Annotated in this window: 17 protein-coding genes; 7 read left to right on the forward strand and 10 right to left on the reverse strand. The window is 51.4% G+C overall.

Annotated features, from left to right (window positions below; all coding sequences use genetic code 11):
* Positions 1–6: 6 nt before the first annotated feature.
* Positions 7–1,500, reverse strand: a complete 1,494-nt coding sequence (gene ubiD, locus A1SC_RS06645; protein WP_000339824.1) for a 4-hydroxy-3-polyprenylbenzoate decarboxylase — start codon at positions 1,498–1,500, stop codon at positions 7–9.
* 166 nt (positions 1,501–1,666) lie between these two features.
* Between ubiD and rfaH the strand changes: the two genes are divergently transcribed.
* Positions 1,667–2,155 carry a transcription/translation regulatory transformer protein RfaH gene (gene rfaH / locus A1SC_RS06640; protein ID WP_001192396.1) on the forward strand — a complete coding sequence of 163 codons (489 nt, stop codon included), beginning with the start codon at positions 1,667–1,669 and terminating at the stop codon, positions 2,153–2,155.
* Here the strand turns inward: rfaH and tatD are convergent.
* The 9 genes from tatD to udp all read right to left on the reverse strand — a co-directional run bounded on the left by tatD (position 2,152) and on the right by udp (position 10,060).
* A complete protein-coding gene (gene tatD / locus A1SC_RS06635) occupies positions 2,152–2,934 on the reverse strand; it encodes a 3'-5' ssDNA/RNA exonuclease TatD (protein ID WP_016262680.1) in 783 nt (260 codons plus the stop codon). The genes rfaH and tatD overlap by 4 nt on opposite strands.
* A gap of 41 nt (positions 2,935–2,975) precedes the next feature.
* A complete protein-coding gene (gene tatC, locus A1SC_RS06630; protein ID WP_000109943.1) occupies positions 2,976–3,752 on the reverse strand; it encodes a Sec-independent protein translocase subunit TatC in 777 nt (258 codons plus the stop codon).
* A 2-nt stretch (positions 3,753–3,754) separates the two neighbouring features.
* Positions 3,755–4,270: a Sec-independent protein translocase protein TatB gene (gene tatB, locus A1SC_RS06625; RefSeq protein ID WP_016262681.1), complete on the reverse strand. Its 516-nt coding sequence runs from the start codon at positions 4,268–4,270 to the stop codon at positions 3,755–3,757.
* A gap of 3 nt (positions 4,271–4,273) precedes the next feature.
* Complete coding sequence (gene tatA / locus A1SC_RS06620; protein ID WP_001517367.1) at positions 4,274–4,543, reverse strand: Sec-independent protein translocase subunit TatA; 270 nt, start codon at positions 4,541–4,543, stop codon at positions 4,274–4,276.
* Positions 4,544–4,621: 78 nt separating this feature from the next.
* Positions 4,622–6,262: a ubiquinone biosynthesis regulatory protein kinase UbiB gene (ubiB, locus tag A1SC_RS06615; protein WP_000187550.1), complete on the reverse strand. Its 1,641-nt coding sequence runs from the start codon at positions 6,260–6,262 to the stop codon at positions 4,622–4,624.
* Positions 6,262–6,867 carry a ubiquinone biosynthesis protein UbiJ gene (gene ubiJ / locus A1SC_RS06610; RefSeq protein ID WP_001116105.1) on the reverse strand — a complete coding sequence of 202 codons (606 nt, stop codon included), beginning with the start codon at positions 6,865–6,867 and terminating at the stop codon, positions 6,262–6,264. Before ubiJ ends, ubiB begins: the two co-directional genes overlap by 1 nt.
* Positions 6,868–6,880: 13 nt before the next feature.
* On the reverse strand, positions 6,881–7,636 hold the full coding sequence (ubiE, locus tag A1SC_RS06605; RefSeq protein ID WP_000227958.1) for a bifunctional demethylmenaquinone methyltransferase/2-methoxy-6-polyprenyl-1,4-benzoquinol methylase UbiE: 756 nt from the start codon (positions 7,634–7,636) through the stop codon (positions 6,881–6,883).
* A gap of 94 nt (positions 7,637–7,730) precedes the next feature.
* Positions 7,731–9,158, reverse strand: coding sequence for a DNA recombination protein RmuC (rmuC, locus tag A1SC_RS06600; protein ID WP_000347690.1), 1,428 nt, complete (start codon positions 9,156–9,158; stop codon positions 7,731–7,733).
* Positions 9,159–9,298: 140 nt separating this feature from the next.
* Entirely contained in the window at positions 9,299–10,060 is a 762-nt protein-coding gene (gene udp / locus A1SC_RS06595; RefSeq protein WP_000045177.1) for a uridine phosphorylase, read from the reverse strand.
* 261 nt (positions 10,061–10,321) lie between these two features.
* On the opposite strand from udp, the gene A1SC_RS06590 reads away from it, so the two are divergent.
* The 6 genes from A1SC_RS06590 (at position 10,322) to arcC (ending at position 16,946) form a co-directional block, all read left to right on the forward strand.
* A complete protein-coding gene (locus A1SC_RS06590; RefSeq protein WP_010377425.1) occupies positions 10,322–11,131 on the forward strand; it encodes a dienelactone hydrolase family protein in 810 nt (269 codons plus the stop codon).
* Positions 11,132–11,387: 256 nt separating this feature from the next.
* Entirely contained in the window at positions 11,388–12,056 is a 669-nt protein-coding gene (locus A1SC_RS06585; RefSeq protein WP_001517370.1) for a cysteine hydrolase family protein, read from the forward strand.
* A gap of 5 nt (positions 12,057–12,061) precedes the next feature.
* On the forward strand, positions 12,062–12,922 hold the full coding sequence (locus A1SC_RS06580; protein WP_016249452.1) for an oxamate carbamoyltransferase subunit AllH family protein: 861 nt from the start codon (positions 12,062–12,064) through the stop codon (positions 12,920–12,922).
* A gap of 94 nt (positions 12,923–13,016) precedes the next feature.
* Positions 13,017–14,576, forward strand: coding sequence for an acyl-CoA synthetase FdrA (fdrA, locus tag A1SC_RS06575; RefSeq protein ID WP_016262682.1), 1,560 nt, complete (start codon positions 13,017–13,019; stop codon positions 14,574–14,576).
* Positions 14,573–15,997 (forward strand): YlbE family protein, encoded by a 1,425-nt coding sequence (locus A1SC_RS06570; RefSeq protein ID WP_024214639.1) that lies wholly within the window; start codon positions 14,573–14,575, stop codon positions 15,995–15,997. Before fdrA ends, A1SC_RS06570 begins: the two co-directional genes overlap by 4 nt.
* Positions 15,990–16,946, forward strand: coding sequence for a carbamate kinase (arcC, locus tag A1SC_RS06565; RefSeq protein ID WP_016262684.1), 957 nt, complete (start codon positions 15,990–15,992; stop codon positions 16,944–16,946). Before A1SC_RS06570 ends, arcC begins: the two co-directional genes overlap by 8 nt.
* The last annotated feature ends 8 nt before the right edge of the window (positions 16,947–16,954 follow it).

Below are 16,954 nucleotides of genomic sequence, written 5' to 3' on the forward strand. Positions count from 1 at the left end.
CGCGCATCAGGCGCTTTTACCGTTGTTAAAGATGGCCAGTTCATCCCAGATTGCGTCAATATGCGCAACAACATCCGGATCTTTTTTGATAGGACGCCCCCACTCACGCTGGGTTTCCCCTGGCCATTTATTCGTGGCATCCAGCCCCATTTTTGAACCCAGCCCGGAAACAGGCGAGGCAAAGTCCAGATAATCAATAGGCGTATTTTCAACCAGCACCGTATCCCGCGCCGGGTCCATGCGGGTAGTAATCGCCCAAATCACATCGTTCCAGTCGCGTGCGTTGACATCATCATCGCAGACGATCACAAATTTAGTGTACATAAACTGACGTAAGAACGACCAGACGCCCATCATGACGCGCTTTGCGTGTCCAGCGTACTGTTTTTTGATCGTCACTACCGCCAGTCGATAAGAGCAGCCCTCCGGCGGCAGATAAAAATCAACAATTTCCGGGAACTGTTTTTGCAGAATCGGCACGAACACTTCGTTCAGCGCCACGCCCAACACCGCAGGTTCATCTGGCGGACGACCGGTATAGGTGGAGTGGTAAATCGCATCTTCACGCTGGGTAATGTGCGTTACGGTAAAGACAGGGAAGCTATCAACTTCATTATAGTAACCCGTGTGGTCACCATATGGGCCTTCTGCAGCCATCTCACCCGGGTCGATATACCCTTCCAGCACGATTTCTGCACTGGCAGGTACTTCGAGGTCATTAGAAATGCACTTCACCACTTCGGTTTTGGTGCCACGTAACAATCCGGCAAAGGCGTATTCCGACAACGTATCCGGCACTGGCGTCACCGCGCCGAGAATCGTCGCAGGATCAGCCCCCAGAGCAACAGAGATCGGAAAACGTTCACCCGGATGCGCCGCGCACCACTCCTGATAATCCAGCGCACCGCCGCGGTGCGACAGCCAGCGCATAATCAGCTTGTTTTTACCAATCAACTGCTGGCGATAAATGCCAAGATTTTGCCGCTCTTTGTGCGGCCCCCGCGTCACCGTCAACCCCCAGGTAATCAACGGAGCAGCATCTTCCGGCCAGCAGGTCATAATGGGAATGCGGTTGAGATCGACATCATCACCAGAAACAATTTTTTGCTGACAGGGCGCACCACGTAACCGTTTCGTCGGCATGTTCAACACCTGCTTAAACTGCGGCAGCTTATCAAACAGATCGCGAAAGCCTTTTGGCGGCTCCGGTTCTTTCAGAAACGCTAATAATTTACCGACTTCTCGCAACGCCGAAACATCCTCTTGCCCCATACCCATAGCGACACGTTTCGGCGTACCAAACAGGTTGCACAGCACCGGCATTGAATAACCTTTAGGATTTTCAAACAACAGCGCAGGTCCACCGGCACGCAATGTGCGGTCGGCTATTTCAGTCATTTCCAGATGCGGATCCACCGGGAGCGTGATACGTTTTAGCTCACCCTGCTGTTCAAGCAAGGTCAGGAAGTCGCGTAAATCGTTATATTTCATGGCGTCCATTGTAGCCTCTTAATCTGCGCACATTATACGGCGTTCATCTTTACGATGCTGTAAATTTGTTAAATTAGCGTGAACTCAGGCGGTATAACGCAAACCCGGGAATATAATTAACTTAACGCATCGCTTTTGCTATTCTTGCGCCCCGATTAAACGGATAAGAGTCATTATGCAATCCTGGTATTTACTGTACTGCAAGCGCGGGCAACTCCAACGTGCCCAGGAACACCTCGAAAGACAGGCGGTTAATTGCCTGGCGCCGATGATCACCCTGGAAAAAATCGTACGAGGCAAACGTACTGCAGTCAGTGAGCCATTGTTCCCCAACTACCTGTTTGTGGAATTTGATCCAGAAGTGATTCATACCACCACCATCAACGCCACTCGGGGTGTCAGCCACTTTGTCCGTTTTGGCGCATCGCCAGCGATAGTCCCATCGGCGGTGATTCATCAGTTATCGGTGTATAAACCGAAAGACATTGTCGATCCGGCAACGCCATATCCAGGTGATAAGGTGATTATTACCGAAGGTGCTTTCGAAGGTTTTCAGGCCATTTTCACCGAACCCGACGGTGAGGCACGCTCTATGCTCTTGCTTAATCTTATCAATAAAGAGATTAAGCACAGTGTGAAGAACACCGAGTTCCGCAAACTCTAGAACGCAATCCCAAATAACTTTTTGACATTGGCATCCGTGGTGGCAGCCAGCCATGCGGCATCTTCCCCACGCCAGTGCGCAATACGTTGCAAAATATGGGGCAAACAGGCTGGCTCGTTGCGCCGGGAGGATGGCTTCGGCGTGAGATCGCGCGGGAGCAAATACGGTGCATCAGTTTCAATCAGTAGTTTATCTGCCGGAATCAACGGCAACAGTTCTCGCAGTTCCAGTCCGCGTCGTTCATCGCAAACCCAACCAGTAATGCCAATATAAATGCCTCGCGCCACACATGCCTGCATCTCTTCGCGTGTGCCAGTAAAACAGTGCAACACCGCGCCAGGTAGTTTATCCAGCCACGGCTCCAGCAATGTAATAAACCGCTCATGGGCATCGCGACAGTGCATAAACACCGGCATGTTTAATTCTGCGGCAATACGCAACTGGGCAACAAAGGCACGTTCCTGTTCTTCTGGCGTAGAAAAGTTGCGGTTAAAGTCGAGGCCACACTCACCCATCGCCACCACTTCTGGCTGCGAGGCCAGCCCCACAAGCACTTCTTCTGTTGCATCTTGCCACTGGCTGCTGTCGTGAGGATGCACGCCTGCCGTTGACCAACAGTGCAGATACTGACGCGCCAGTTTTTGCGCCTGTTGGCTTTCGTGCAGGTTAGTGCCGGTGATGAGTAGCCCATCAACACCCGCAGCAAAAGCGCGTGCCACAACATCATCGCGGTCTTTCGCAAATTGCGAACTGGTCAAATTAACGCCGATATCAAACATCCTGCTCTCCATATGACAACCGCCCTGACGGGCGGTTGAATTTATTCTTCAGTTTTTTCGCTTTCTGCTTCAGCGTCGTTTTCTTCTTCCCGGTTTCGGCCTTTACCAACGTAAAAGCGTGAGAAGAAGACACCGATTTCAAACAGGCAGTACATCGGGATCGCCAGCAGCGTTTGCGAGAAGACATCCGGCGGCGTCAGTAGCATCCCGACAACAAATGCGCCAACCAGCACATACGGGCGTTTTTTGCGTAAGTCTTCTGGAGAGGTAATCCCCATCCAGCACAGCAGCACAATTGCCACCGGTACTTCGAAGGAGACGCCAAACGCCATAAACAACGCCATAACGAAGCTTAAGTAGCTGGCGATGTCGGTGGACACCTGTACCCCTTCTGGCGCGGTATTGGCAAGGAAGCCAAATGCCAGCGGGAAGACCACAAAATAGGCAAACGCCATACCGATATAAAACAGCAGAGAGCTGGAAACCAGCAACGGCACCACCAGACGACGTTCGTGCTTATACAGCGCGGGAGCGATAAACGCCCACACCTGATAGAGAATCACCGGCGCTGACAGAATCAGCGACACCATAAAGGTCAACTTGATCGGCGTAAAGAACGGCGAGGCCACGTCGGTGGCGATCATCGTTGAACCTTGCGGCAACTGCTTGATCAACGGCGCGGATACCAGATGATAGATATCATTGGCGAAATAGACCAGGCACAGAAATATCACGATCACCGCGATAATGCAGTTCAGCAGACGCTTACGCAGCTCAATCAGATGCGTGATAAGCGGTTGAGTATCTTCTACAGACATGTTTACGGTTTATCACTCGATGAAGGGGAAGATGCAGCGGTTTTCGGTTCAGCATCCGCAGCAGGTTTTACCACCGACTCTGGCGTGGCTTCTGGCTTCTGTTCCGGCGAGCTGGCCTGAGTTTCCGCAGCGGCAGGCGTGACGCCTTCATGCGCAGCCTCATTGTCTTTCACCACCGGGTTATGGATGGTGTGCGCTTCATCACTCACCTTTTCAGGATCGTTTGCGACGTAGGAACGTTTCATCGACTCCGCGGCCTGGCGCAGTTCATCCATCGACGCTTTCAGTTCGGGCGTCAGGTTAGTGAGACTCGCCTTTTCAACCTTTTTCAGGCTGTCCTGAAACTCCTGGAGTTTTAACTCCTGGGTCAGTTCGTTCTGCACCGTTGTCGCCAGTGAACGCAACGCACGAATCCAGCCCGCTACCGTTTTTACCGCCACAGGCAATCGTTGCGGCCCCAGAACGACGAGGCCGATGATGAATACCAATAGCAGTTCGCTAAAACCGATATCAAACACGGATTACACCTGCTCTTTATCGTGGCGCTTCGCGTCTTCTGTTTTAGCCTGTTCCTGGTTCGTATCCGCCTGCTTATCGACGATAGTTTTCGCAGTAAAATCAGCATCCTGACTGGTTTTATCCTGCTTTGGTTCATCATCGCTCATTGCTTTTTTAAAGCCTTTGATCGACGCACCAAGATCGGAACCGATGGAGCCGAGCTTTTTGGTGCCAAAAAGCAGTACAACGATGACGGCAATAATCAATAACTGCCAAATACTGATACCACCCATACATGTTCCTCTGTGGTAGATGATGATTAAACAAGGCCGCATTATACGTTACACGGCCCGCCTTGAGCGATGAAAAAATCAGCGTGTTTTGCGCCAACCGACAAACCAGGCGCTCAGCCCCCCCGCCATTAACCAGGCGGGCATCAACCCAAATTCAGGTCGGCTGACCAACAAGAATGTGCCACTTAATACTAATGTCGCACCAATTCCGAGAAAATAACGGGATTGTCCCTGACGCACATGATTCGACTGTAACTCGCGCGCAATCTTATCAACACTGTGCTGTAAATACTTGCCCTGGCGCAAACTGTCATAAACCAATTCAGGCAGTTCTGGCATTTTTTCGATCCAGAACGGCGCTTTTTCCTTAAAGGCTCTCACCAGCGCAGGAATACCAACCTGATCTTTAATCCACGATTCAAGGAAGGGTTTTGCAGTTTTCCATAAATCGAGCTGTGGATAAAGTTGCCGTCCAACGCCTTCGATATAGAGCAACGTTTTCTGAAGTAACACCAGTTGCGGCTGCACTTCCATGTTGAATCGACGCGCCGTATTAAACAGATTTAACAGCACATGTCCAAACGAAATTTCCGCCAGCGGTTTTTCAAAGATAGGCTCGCACACGGTACGAATGGCAAATTCAAAATCTTCCACGTTGGTATCTGGCGGCACCCAGCCTGAATCAACGTGCAACTCCGCCACTTTGCGATAGTCACGGTTAAAGAAGGCGATAAAGTTTTCCGCCAGATAGCGTTTATCTTCTTTGTTTAGCGAGCCAACAATCCCGCAATCAATACCGATATACTTCGGGTTTTCCGGGTGTTCGAAGCTTACGAAGATGTTGCCTGGGTGCATGTCGGCATGGAAAAAACTGTCACGGAAGACCTGAGTAAAAAACACCTGCACGCCGCGTTCCGCCAGCAATTTCATGTTGGTGCCGTTTTTCTCCAGCGCCGCGACATCAGAAACCGGAATGCCGTAGATGCGCTCCATCACCATCATCCCTTCGCTGCAATAGTCAGGGTAAACTTCCGGAATGTAGAGCATCGGGCTGTTTTCAAAATTGCGCCGCAACTGGATTGCGTTAGCGGACTCCCGCAACAAATTCAGTTCGTCGATCAACGTTTTCTCGTACTCGCGTACCACTTCAGTTGGGCGCAGACGACGTCCATCCGGCAGTAAGCGCGGCACCCAGCGGGCGAGACGATAAATAAGTTTCAGGTCCGCTTTAATAACCGGCAAAATATCCGGGCGGATAACTTTAATCACCACCTCTTTGCCATTCGATTTCAGCCGCGCAGTATGTACCTGCGCAACGGAAGCCGATGCCAGGGGCGTAATGTCAAAATCATCAAACCACGCTTCCACCGGCAAGCCGCCCATCGCCGCTTCAATTTGTGCTTTCGCCAGTTTGCCATCAAACGGTGCGACTTTGTCCTGCAATAACGCCAGTTGGTCGGCAATATTCGGCGGGAAAAGATCGCGGCGGGTCGATAACATCTGCCCAAACTTGATCCATACAGGACCCAGTTCTTGCAGCGCCAGTCGTAGCCGCTCGCCTAATGGTTTATCTTTATGCCGATTCGGCATCCAGAACAATGAGTATCGCCATAACCGCAGCGGCAAAGTGATACGCATTTTAGGAATCAGTTCATCAAGTCCGTAGCTTAAAAAAGTGCGAATGATGAAATACAGGCGCCGTACTTCACCTGGCGTCATTAAACTGCCTCCAGTTTTTCCAGCCGTTTGGTTAGCGCATCAACGGCACGTTCAACGGCGGCTGTCTCTTCCGCAAACCAGGCCACTTCAAGCGGACCTGGCGCCATACGCCACTCTTCGGTAATTGCTTCAGCCACATAACGTTGCTGGCGTTTAATACCGTGATGCAGGAACTTCGCGCCACCACGCAGGGCTTTGCTGATGCCTTCGGCAGCGATATCACCAGTATAAGGAGCCAGCAGCTCCGCTGGGTCAAACTCCGCGAGATCTGCCAGTGCAACGAAGTTCTGTACTACCTGAATATCGCCCTGCACTTCCAGCTCGCCGCTGCGGATTAACGCGGCAAGCTGCTGGCGATCGCGGAGTTTCGGTAACACGCTGGCATAAGCAATGACGGTGCAATCAGCATCACCCGCCCATTCTCCCAGAACATCGACCTGACGTTCGCTAAATACCAAAATCAGCGAGGTCGAAAAGCCTTTTACCTCTATGCGCAATACTTTGCCCAACAGACGCGAGCGGGCAGTTTTCAGCGCGGGTGAGCGATACAGGAAGGTGTTGAGCAGACTTTCTATTCCTGCCGTCACTAAAGGTTTAAAAGGCATAGTCGTACTCCTGTCAGAACTTATAACCACGGTGCAGCGCCACAACGCCAGCCGTCAGGTTGTAATAATCGACACTTTCGAATCCGGCATCTTGCATCATGGCTTTCAGGGTATCCTGATCGGGATGCATACGGATGGATTCTGCCAGATAACGGTAGCTGTCGGCGTCATTCGCCACCAGCGAGCCAATACGCGGCAACACATGGAAGGAGTAAGCGTCATAAGCTTTGCTTAGCGGCTCGATAATCGGCTTCGAGAACTCAAGCACCAGCAGACGACCGCCGGGTTTCAGCACGCGATACATCGAACGCAGCGCTTTATCTTTGTCAGTGACGTTACGCAGACCAAACGAAATGGTGATGCAATCAAAGGTGTTATCCGGGAACGGTAGAGCCTCGGCATTTGCCTGAACATACTCAACGTTGCCAATCACGCCGATATTACGCAGCTTCTCGCGCCCCATTTTGAGCATGGATTCATTGATATCAGCGAGGACCACTTTGCCAGTTTCACCGACCAGGCGGGAGAATTTCGCCGTCAGATCGCCAGTGCCGCCAGCCAGATCCAGCACGGTCTGCCCACGGCGTACGCCGCTACAATCGATCGTGAATCGCTTCCACAAACGATGAATACCAAAGGACATCAAATCGTTCATGACATCGTATTTCGATGCCACGGAATGGAAAACGTGGGCGACCATGTCCGCTTTTTGTTCCTTCGCGACGGTCTGAAAACCAAAGTGCGTCGTTTCTTGTGACTTATCCACCATCTCAATGCCTGCTCATCAAAAAATTGTTCCAGAAGTGTAACAGATTGGGCGTCGTTGCCCTAGATTTCTACCCGGCTTAGCTACCCCTAATGGGCTAACGCGATTGCTGATTATATTCATCATCACGTTGATAAGCTTCACCATTCGGCTGCTCCGGAACCGACCGCAATCGGTACTCTTCGTCCTGGCTTACCGCCTGATCGGCCAAATCCGGATTAATCTCGCGTTTAATTTCTACCCCTAAACCACGAAACGCTTCTGCCTGCGCCAGCACATTTCCGCGACCTGAAGAAAGTTTTTTCATCGCCTGGCGATAGTTATCCTGCGCTTTATCCAGACTTTGACCAATCGCAGACATATCATCAACAAACAGGCGCATTTTGTCGTACAGCTTGCTGGCACGATCAGCGATTTGCTGAGCGTTACGGCTTTGATGCTCATAACGCCACAGGTTGGCGATAGTACGCAACGCCACCAGCAGCGTGGTGGGGCTAACCAGCATAATATTGTTTTTCAACGCTTCGGTGATTAGCTCCGGCTGCCTGTCCAGCGCCAGTAAGAATGCCGGTTCGACGGGGATAAACATCAGCACGTAATCCAGGGTTCTTAGCCCCGGAAGCTGCTGATAATCTTTACGCCCCAACAAGCGGATATGGTTACGCACCGACGCGATATGTTCCTGCAATGCGCTTTCGCGGGTGTAGTCGTCTTCCGCATTGAAGTAGCGTTCATACGCGACCAGCGTCATTTTGGCGTCGATAACCACATCTTTCCCCTGTGGTAAGCGCACGATGACATCTGGTTGCATCCGCGAGCGGGCGTCATTCTCGATGCTGACCTGGGTTTCATATTCATACCCCTCACGCAACCCGGAAGCCTCCAGTACTCGCGTTAATACCACTTCGCCCCAGTTACCCTGGGTTTTATTGTCGCCTTTTAGCGCCCGTGTCAGGTTGATTGCTTCCTGGGCCATTTGGGCGTTGAGTTGTTGGAGATTGCGAATTTCGTGGGTCAGGGTATGGCGTTCTTGTGCTTCTTTACCAAAACTGTCCTGAACCTGACGGCGAAAACCATCCAGTTGTTCACGCAGCGGCGACAAAAGGCTGTTCAGACTCTGGCGATTTTGTTCATCAACCCGGCGATTGCTGTGTTCAAAAATACGGTTAGCGAGGTTTTCAAACTGCTCGCTTAAACGCTGTTCGCTGTTGATCATCTGGCGAATTTTATCGTCAGCATGTTGCTGTGCGGCTTCCATCCGCGTGGTCACTTCACGCAGATCGGCCTCCAGCGAGGTGTTAATACTTTGCAGGCTGCGCACTTCGTTATTGAGTAGTTCACACTCTTCACGCCAGTGCTCACTTTGGGTAATTTGTTGTTTTGCCGCACTTAACTCCGCAACCATCTCTTCACGTTCGGCTAGTTGCTCGGCTTTTTGCTGTGCATGTTGATAACTGGCAAACAGCCAGCCGATGGCCACACTGACCAGTGCAATAATGGCATAAACAATGATTGAGAAATCCACAAAGCCTCCTGACGCAACAACTTACCCGCACAAAATAGAATTGTGCTGTACAAACGTCCAGTTGGAAAGGCATTTCCTGCGAGGCGCTACGCAAAAATACAAAAGGCCGAACGTATCGGCCTTCAGACAGGAGAAGAGAATTACAGCAGACGACGCGCCGCTTCCACCACGATTTTCACCGCATGGCTTTCGGTTTGTTTCATCGTCTCAGCATTCGGGATCTCTTGCTGGGTGCGGTTAACAATAACGCCAGCTACCATACCGGCACGCAGGCCCTGGCTTGCACACATGGTCAGCAGAGTTGCAGATTCCATCTCATAATTCATTACGCCCATCGCCTGCCACTCTTCCATAGAGCCTTTAAAGTGACGGACTACACGGCCAGAATAAGTGTCGTAACGTTCCTGGCCCGGGTAGAAAGTGTCAGAAGAGGCAGTCACACCCACGTGAGTGGTTGCACCAATAGACTTCGCTGCTTCAACCAGCGCGGTAGTACATTCGAAATCAGCCACTGCCGGGAATTCCAGCGGTGCGAAATGCAGGCTCGCGCCATCCAGACGAACAGACGCCGTAGTAACCAGTACATCACCAACATTAATATGCGGCTGAATAGCGCCAGTCGTACCGATACGCAGGAAAGTGCGAATGCCAAGCTGTGCCAGTTCTTCAACGGCAATAGAAGTCGACGGACCACCGATACCGGTAGAACAAACGATAACAGGTTTACCATCCAGCTCTGCACGCCAGGTGGTGAATTCGCGGTGAGATGCCAGTTTAACCGGCTTATCCATTAGCGCGGCGATCTTTTCCACACGATCCGGGTCGCCAGGAACGATGGCTAGCGTAGCCCCTTGTAAATCGTTTTTAGTGAGGCCGAGATGAAAAACATCAGACTTGGACATATACAACTCCTCTGTGAATCGGTTTAGTCAGAAGAAGCAAAAAGATACTTTACCGAAGGGATTAACATTTTTTCGTGATAATCATCACTATGATGCAAATGTGTTGCATACATTTACTCATCAAAAGTGACTTAAATCACATAATTTGCTCTTAAGTCAGTAAGGCTGCTTAAAAGATGAGCCATTTGAGGCAATGTGAATTGTTGCACGCTGACTATAGTTAACATTGCGCAAAATTTTCATAAGGGTACGGAGAATCCCATGACAACAACACAACAATCCGGATTTGCACCTGCTGCATCACCCCTCGCCTCAACAATTGTTCATACCCCGGACGATACGATTGTGGCAGGGTTCACCTCTATCCCTTCACAAGGGGATAACATGCCTGCTTATCATGCTCGTCCAAAGCAGAGCGATGGCCCACTACCTGTGGTCATTGTAGTGCAGGAAATTTTTGGTGTGCATGAACATATCCGCGACATTTGTCGCCGTCTGGCGCTGGAGGGGTATCTGGCTATCGCACCAGAACTTTACTTCCGCGAAGGCGATCCGAATGATTTCACCGACATCCCGACGCTGTTAAGTGGTCTGGTAGAAAAAGTACCTGACTCACAGGTGCTTGCCGATCTCGATCACGTCGCCAGTTGGGCGTCACGCAATGGCGGTGATGTGCATCGCTTAATGATCACTGGATTTTGCTGGGGTGGGCGAATCGCCTGGCTGTATGCCGCGCATAACCCGCAACTGAAAGCGGCAGTAGCGTGGTATGGCAAACTGACGGGCGACAAAACATTAAATTCACCGAAACAGCCTGTTGATATCGCGACTGACCTTAATGCCCCGGTTCTCGGGTTGTACGGCGGTCAGGATAACAGCATTCCGCAGGAGAGCGTTGAAACCATGCGCCAGGCGCTGCGGGCAGCGAACGCGAAAGCGGAGATTATCGTTTACCCGGATGCCGGACATGCATTCAACGCCGATTATCGCCCGAGCTATCATGCCGAGTCTGCGCAAGACGGCTGGCAGCGAATGCTGGAATGGTTTACGCAGTATGGTGTTAAAAAGTAACGCCATTGCCGCTAAATCTGATGATTAAGCTCACACAATTTCAACGATTTTTTTAATCTCAAAAACATACAGCATCAAAAAATTTGTTGCTGTATGCCACTATTTGACCCCCTTCACATTCGTCATCACACCACCTGCTGAATGCAAAAATTTCGTTGCTGTGCGGCAAACTTTTTTCCTGTTTTATACCGCTTTTCTCCTGAATACTCGCTCTCAGAACAACCGGATCGTTTAAACATCAGACAGGAGATTTACCATGACGCAATCCATTTTTCAGGCCCAACCCTTTGAATTACCTTTTGATCCGTGTACGACTGCACTGGTCATGATCGACATGCAGCGTGACTTTGTCGAGGCAGGAGGCTTCGGTGAGGCATTGGGTAATGATGTTTCGCTGGTTCGCACGGCTATCGCGCCATGTACAGAGGTGCTGGCAGCCGCACGTCAAAAAGGAATTATGGTTATTCATACCCGTGAAGGCCATCGCGCTGACTTAAGCGACTGCCCACCAGCCAAACTGACACGCGGTGGTAAAACCTTTATTGGTGAACCAGGACCGATGGGACGCATTCTGGTCAGAGGTGAAGCAGGTCATGACATCATTCCTGAACTGTACCCGGTAGCAGGCGAACCGGTGATTGATAAACCTGGCAAAGGCGCTTTTTATCAAACCGACTTACATCTGATTTTGCAAAACCACGGTATCAAGACGCTGATTGTTTGTGGTGTGACTACCGAAGTTTGCGTAACCACCACCGTGCGCGAAGCAAATGACCGTGGCTATGAATGCATCATCCCGGAAGATTGTGTTGGCTCCTATTTCCCGGAATTCCAGAAATACGCCCTGGAAATGATCAAAGCACAAGGTGCCATTTTCGGTTGGGTGACTGATTCCAAAGCCATTATTGCAGGTCTGGAAGGCTAACACCGATGGTACAGGTTACGCTTTGCGCATCGTCGTTGGGGTATCTTTTTCCGCGGAATGAAACGCAAAATTTACGTCTGCATAGTGCTTTTAAGCATGCGGTAAATCTGTCTTCAGAAGCGGGAACATTCATCACCCTGCTGTGTGCGCAAACGTATCTGAATCTCCCTGATGCCGCCAGAGTCATCCTGCCTGAGCGTTGGGACTGGCGAAGAGAGATCGCCCGTTCAGATCCTGTTCAGTTAACCCCTGGCTTGCTACAAACACCTCGCTTTTACGTGGTGCTTCATAACACAACACTCTGGCAGCCGCCATTTGTGGGGGGAATGTTGACACTTGAGGCGTTCCCTTTGGTTTTACAGCACTACCCAACAATGGCATCGCAACGGCTTTTATTTTGTCTGGAGCATAACGTTCAAAGCACATTGCACCTGCCGGATAGCCTCATGCACGAGGGATTAGAGATTATGGAACATCCAGATGCGCTGGAACGCCAGGTGCCACAACTGATCGGCTTTGGCAAAGGCTTAACGCCCGATGGTGATGACTATTTGCTGGGCTATCTGGCGGCGCTCTGGTTATGGCAACTACCTGCACCACTTGCCGATCATCAATACCGGTTGCAGCAGGCAATTAACCAACATGCACACAACACCACGGATATTAGTCGTCATTATCTGGAGCGTGCACTTCAGGGACATTTTTCAGAACCGATTTGCCAGTTACTCGCACAACTGGTTGGGGGCGCATCGGCAATGACCATCGCATCTTGTGCTGAACGGGTCATGCAATTTGGCGCAACGTCAGGAGTGGACTGCCTTGCAGGAATGCTGCATGGCTTTAGAACCCTGAACACCATGAATTGATTTCAACCTTTTCTCCCGTAGCCCGTTTATGGCGCTACACGGGGATGCTTTGCCCGAATTTTGCTATCGGGCGGAATGAAACAGGCATAACAGCATGAAAGTTAAATATAAAGTTTTCAGCAATCTTTATCAGGACTCAGTGTCTCTGATGCAGATTTCCGCGCAAATCAGCAAGTTGCCCGGTATTCAACAGGCCTCGGTCGTCATGGGAACGCCCAATAATCTCGAACAATTGCGCGATGCGGGTCTGGGCGACGAAATCAACGCCAGCCCCAATGATTTAGTGATCGCGGTTATGGGTGAAGAAGAGATTTGCAATGAAGCACTGGTGCTGGCCCAACAACGTCTGACCAGCAAGCCTGATGATGAAACGGATAGTGGCATTAAAACACCGGAAAAGGTCAGTCTGGAAATGGCACTGGAAGCCGAACCCGAAGCCAACCTGGCTCTCATTTCTGTACCGGGAGACTACGCCGCCGCCGAAGCGATTAAAGCGTTAAACCTCGGAATGAACGTGATGATGTTCAGCGATAACGTCAGTATCGAGCAGGAAAAATCCATCAAAACTCTAGCCCGGGAACGTCAGCGCATCGTAATGGGGCCGGACTGTGGAACCGCCATTGTTAACGGAATTCCGTTAGGCTTCGCCAATGTGGTGAAACGCGGAGCAATTGGTGTTATCGGTGCATCCGGCACCGGGTTACAGGAAGTGACTTGCCGAATCGACCGACTCGGAGCAGGCATTTCTCAGGCTCTGGGAACAGGTGGGCATGATCTCCGTGAAGAGATTGGTGGAATATCGATGCTCTTTGCTTTAGATGCACTGGCGCAAGATGATGAAACGCGCGTGATTGTGCTGATTTCAAAACCGCCGTCACCCATCGTTGCCCAAAATATTCTGGAGCGTGCCGAGGCTTGTGGAAAACCCGTGGTAGTGAATTTCCTCGGTGCAAATCCGCACGATCTGGCACGCCCCAATATCACCGCTGCCACCACGCTGGCCAGCGCTGCGGATATCGCCGTGGCGTTGCTAAATGCTCAGCCTCTTCCGGCTGTTGATACAGAGGTTTCCTCTGCCGATCTCGCAATGTTAGAACACGCCAGCCAACATCTGTCAGCCCATCGCCAGGCGATACGCGGAGTTTTCGCCGGAGGAACCTTCTGTTACGAAGCGCAACTTATCTGCCAACAAAAGGGATTCAGCGCAGCCTCCAATACGCCAGTTGCGGGTAATCGCACACTGGCAAATATCTGGCAAAGCGAAGATCACACGCTGATCGATATGGGCGACGATGATTTCACCCGTGGCAAACCGCATCCAATGATCGACCCGACTCTGCGCAATCAACGTCTGCTCAACGAACTCAACGACTCACACACTGCCGTCGTGTTATTCGACCTGGTACTTGGTTATGGCGCTTCCGCTATGCCTGCCAGCGAATTACTGGAGCAACTTTCACACATCAACATGAATAACGCACCGTTGCTGATTGCGCACGTTTGCGGAACAGAAGCTGATCCACAAGTACGCAGCCAACAGATAAGTGCGCTGCAAAACGCAGGCGTCATCATCGCCGGCAGTAATGCACAGGCGGCGCTATGGGCCAGCACCGTTGCGCAGACTCAGTTGCAGAAAAAGGGGCTAAACGCATGAACACCTTATTTAATCAGCCTTTGAAGGTCGTGAACGCGGGACTACACAGTTTTGCTGACAATATTCAACACGCCGGGGGAAACGCAATTGCCCTCAACTGGCAGCCACCAGCACAAGGCGATATTGACGCTGGATTGGATCTGGCATCGTTGCTACGTCATCCACTGGTAGAAAATGCCAACCAAATCGCCATGACACGTTATCTCGAAGCACAACCCGTGCTGGTGGATGTCATGCTCGCTAAAGAGGCCATTCCAGCAATGGCTGAACAAAAACGTATTTTGCACTCTGGTCCGCCGATTGCCTGGGAAGAGATGTGTGGTCCGGTAAAAGGAGCGATTATTGGTGCCATGCTGTACGAAGGTTGGGCCACCAACCAGCAAGATGCAGAAAACCAGATAACCGCAGGCGATATCGACCTTGCCCCTTGTCATCATTATCACGCGGTTGGCCCAATGGCAGGCATCATCAGCCCGTCAATGCCGTTATGGGTGGTAGAAAACAAAACCAACGGCCACCGTACTTTTAGCAATTTCAATGAAGGTCTGGGTAAGGTTCTCCGTTTTGGTGCCAATAACGACGAAGTTCTCAATCGTCTAGCCTGGATGCGCGATGAGCTGGCTCCGGCAATGAAAGCAGCAATCGCACAACACGGCGAGCTGGAACTCAAGCCATTAATGGCGCAGGCGCTGCATATGGGGGATGAAGTTCATAATCGCAATGCCGCTGCTACCGGTTTGCTGATTAAGCGTCTTCTTCCGGCATTGCTGGCCAGCTCTCTTCCACAAGAACATATCCAGCGCGCCGTGGCATTTATCACCAGTAACGATCACTTCTTCCTTAATCTGTCGATGGCTGCCTGCAAAGCGATGATGGATGCCGCCGCCAATGTACCGTTCAGTTCAATGGTTACGGTAATGGCGCGTAACGGGGTGAATTTTGGTATTCGGCTTTCCGGTACTGGCGATCGCTGGTTCCAGGCTCCCGCCAATGCAGTTGAAGGTCTGTTCTTCCCCGGATTTGGCGTTGACGACGCCGCTGCTGACCTGGGCGATAGCGCAATTACCGAAACCGCAGGTGTGGGTGGCTTCGCGATGGCGTCATCTCCGGCGATCGTCAAATTTGTGGGAGGCACCCCTGCCGATGCCACCAATAACAGCCGCCGGATGCAGGCAATCACCCTCGGCGGCAATCCCGCATTTACACTTCCGGCTCTCAATTTTGCCCCCACCGCAGCAGGGATTGATGCGCGTAAAGTGACCGACCGCGGCATTTTACCGGTCATCAATACGGGTATCGCCCACAAACAAGCGGGGGTCGGGCAAATTGGTGCCGGGATCACCACTGCGCCAATGGCCTGTTTTGTCGCCGCTGTACGTGCACTGGCTGAGATCGTCGCAAAGGAGAATCATCATGGTTAAGCCTCTGGCTGTTGTCGCGGTTGGCGGCAATGCGCTCATCCAAGACGATCAGCACAATAGTATCCCCGATCAATATGTTGCAGTGATGGAAAGCGTGCAGCATATCGTTGATATGGTTGAAGCCGGATGGGATCTGGTGCTAACCCACGGTAATGGGCCGCAGGTGGGCTTTATTCTGCGCCGCTCAGAACTTGCCAGTAACGAAGTTTCTCCGGTTCCGCTTGATTACGCCGTGGGTGATACACAAGGTGCTATTGGCTACATGTTCCAGAAGGCACTGCATAACGAACTGGCTCGCCGTGGCATAAACAAACCGGTAATTGCGCTGGTGACACAAACGCGAGTCAACCCACATGACGATGCTTTCACCAGCCCCAGTAAACCGATTGGCGCATTTCTCGATGAAGTAACGGCTCAACAACGCCAACAACAACTCGGCTGGACTCTGATGGAGGATGCCGGGCGCGGATGGCGGCGTACGGTTCCCTCTCCTGCGCCACTGGAAATTATTGAACATGGCACCATCGCTCATCTGGTGCGCCATGGATATCTGGTCATTGCCTGCGGCGGTGGTGGTATTCCGGTGGTGCGAGACGGGCAACAACTGAAAGGTGTGGAAGCTGTGATCGATAAAGATCTGGCCTCCGCGCTGCTCGCCAGTCAGTTGGCCGCGGATCTACTGGTGATCCCCACCGGTGTAGAAAAAGTGGCGATTAACTTTGGTACACCACAACAACAGTGGCTCGATGCTATCAGCGTTGCCGAAGCACAAACGCTGTTGCGGGAAGGTCAATTTGGTATCGGCAGTATGCAACCAAAAGTGGAAGCCATTGTTGATTTCATCAATACCAGCCTGCAACAAGGCAAACAGGCCAGCGGCCTGATTACTTCACCGCAAACCATAAAAGCAGCCCTTTCGCATCAGAGCGGCACATGGATAACCCTTTAATTCTCTGG

This window comes from Escherichia sp. KTE52, from assembly GCF_000408325.1.
Lineage (GTDB): Bacteria > Pseudomonadota > Gammaproteobacteria > Enterobacterales > Enterobacteriaceae > Escherichia > Escherichia marmotae.

Bases quoted from the DNA above. Each gene is read 5' to 3' on its own strand.
- ubiD (WP_000339824.1), bottom strand. From the start codon at position 1,500: ATGGACGCCATGAAATATAACGATTTACGCGACTTCCTGACCTTGCTT.
- rfaH (WP_001192396.1), top strand. From the start codon at position 1,667: ATGCAATCCTGGTATTTACTGTACTGCAAGCGCGGGCAACTCCAACGT.
- tatD (WP_016262680.1), bottom strand. From the start codon at position 2,934: ATGTTTGATATCGGCGTTAATTTGACCAGTTCGCAATTTGCGAAAGAC.
- tatC (WP_000109943.1), bottom strand. From the start codon at position 3,752: ATGTCTGTAGAAGATACTCAACCGCTTATCACGCATCTGATTGAGCTG.
- tatA (WP_001517367.1), bottom strand. From the start codon at position 4,543: ATGGGTGGTATCAGTATTTGGCAGTTATTGATTATTGCCGTCATCGTT.
- ubiB (WP_000187550.1), bottom strand. From the start codon at position 6,262: ATGACGCCAGGTGAAGTACGGCGCCTGTATTTCATCATTCGCACTTTT.
- ubiJ (WP_001116105.1), bottom strand. From the start codon at position 6,867: ATGCCTTTTAAACCTTTAGTGACGGCAGGAATAGAAAGTCTGCTCAAC.
- ubiE (WP_000227958.1), bottom strand. From the start codon at position 7,636: ATGGTGGATAAGTCACAAGAAACGACGCACTTTGGTTTTCAGACCGTC.
- udp (WP_000045177.1), bottom strand. From the start codon at position 10,060: ATGTCCAAGTCTGATGTTTTTCATCTCGGCCTCACTAAAAACGATTTA.
- A1SC_RS06590 (WP_010377425.1), top strand. From the start codon at position 10,322: ATGACAACAACACAACAATCCGGATTTGCACCTGCTGCATCACCCCTC.
- A1SC_RS06585 (WP_001517370.1), top strand. From the start codon at position 11,388: ATGACGCAATCCATTTTTCAGGCCCAACCCTTTGAATTACCTTTTGAT.
- A1SC_RS06580 (WP_016249452.1), top strand. From the start codon at position 12,062: ATGGTACAGGTTACGCTTTGCGCATCGTCGTTGGGGTATCTTTTTCCG.
- fdrA (WP_016262682.1), top strand. From the start codon at position 13,017: ATGAAAGTTAAATATAAAGTTTTCAGCAATCTTTATCAGGACTCAGTG.
- A1SC_RS06570 (WP_024214639.1), top strand. From the start codon at position 14,573: ATGAACACCTTATTTAATCAGCCTTTGAAGGTCGTGAACGCGGGACTA.
- arcC (WP_016262684.1), top strand. From the start codon at position 15,990: ATGGTTAAGCCTCTGGCTGTTGTCGCGGTTGGCGGCAATGCGCTCATC.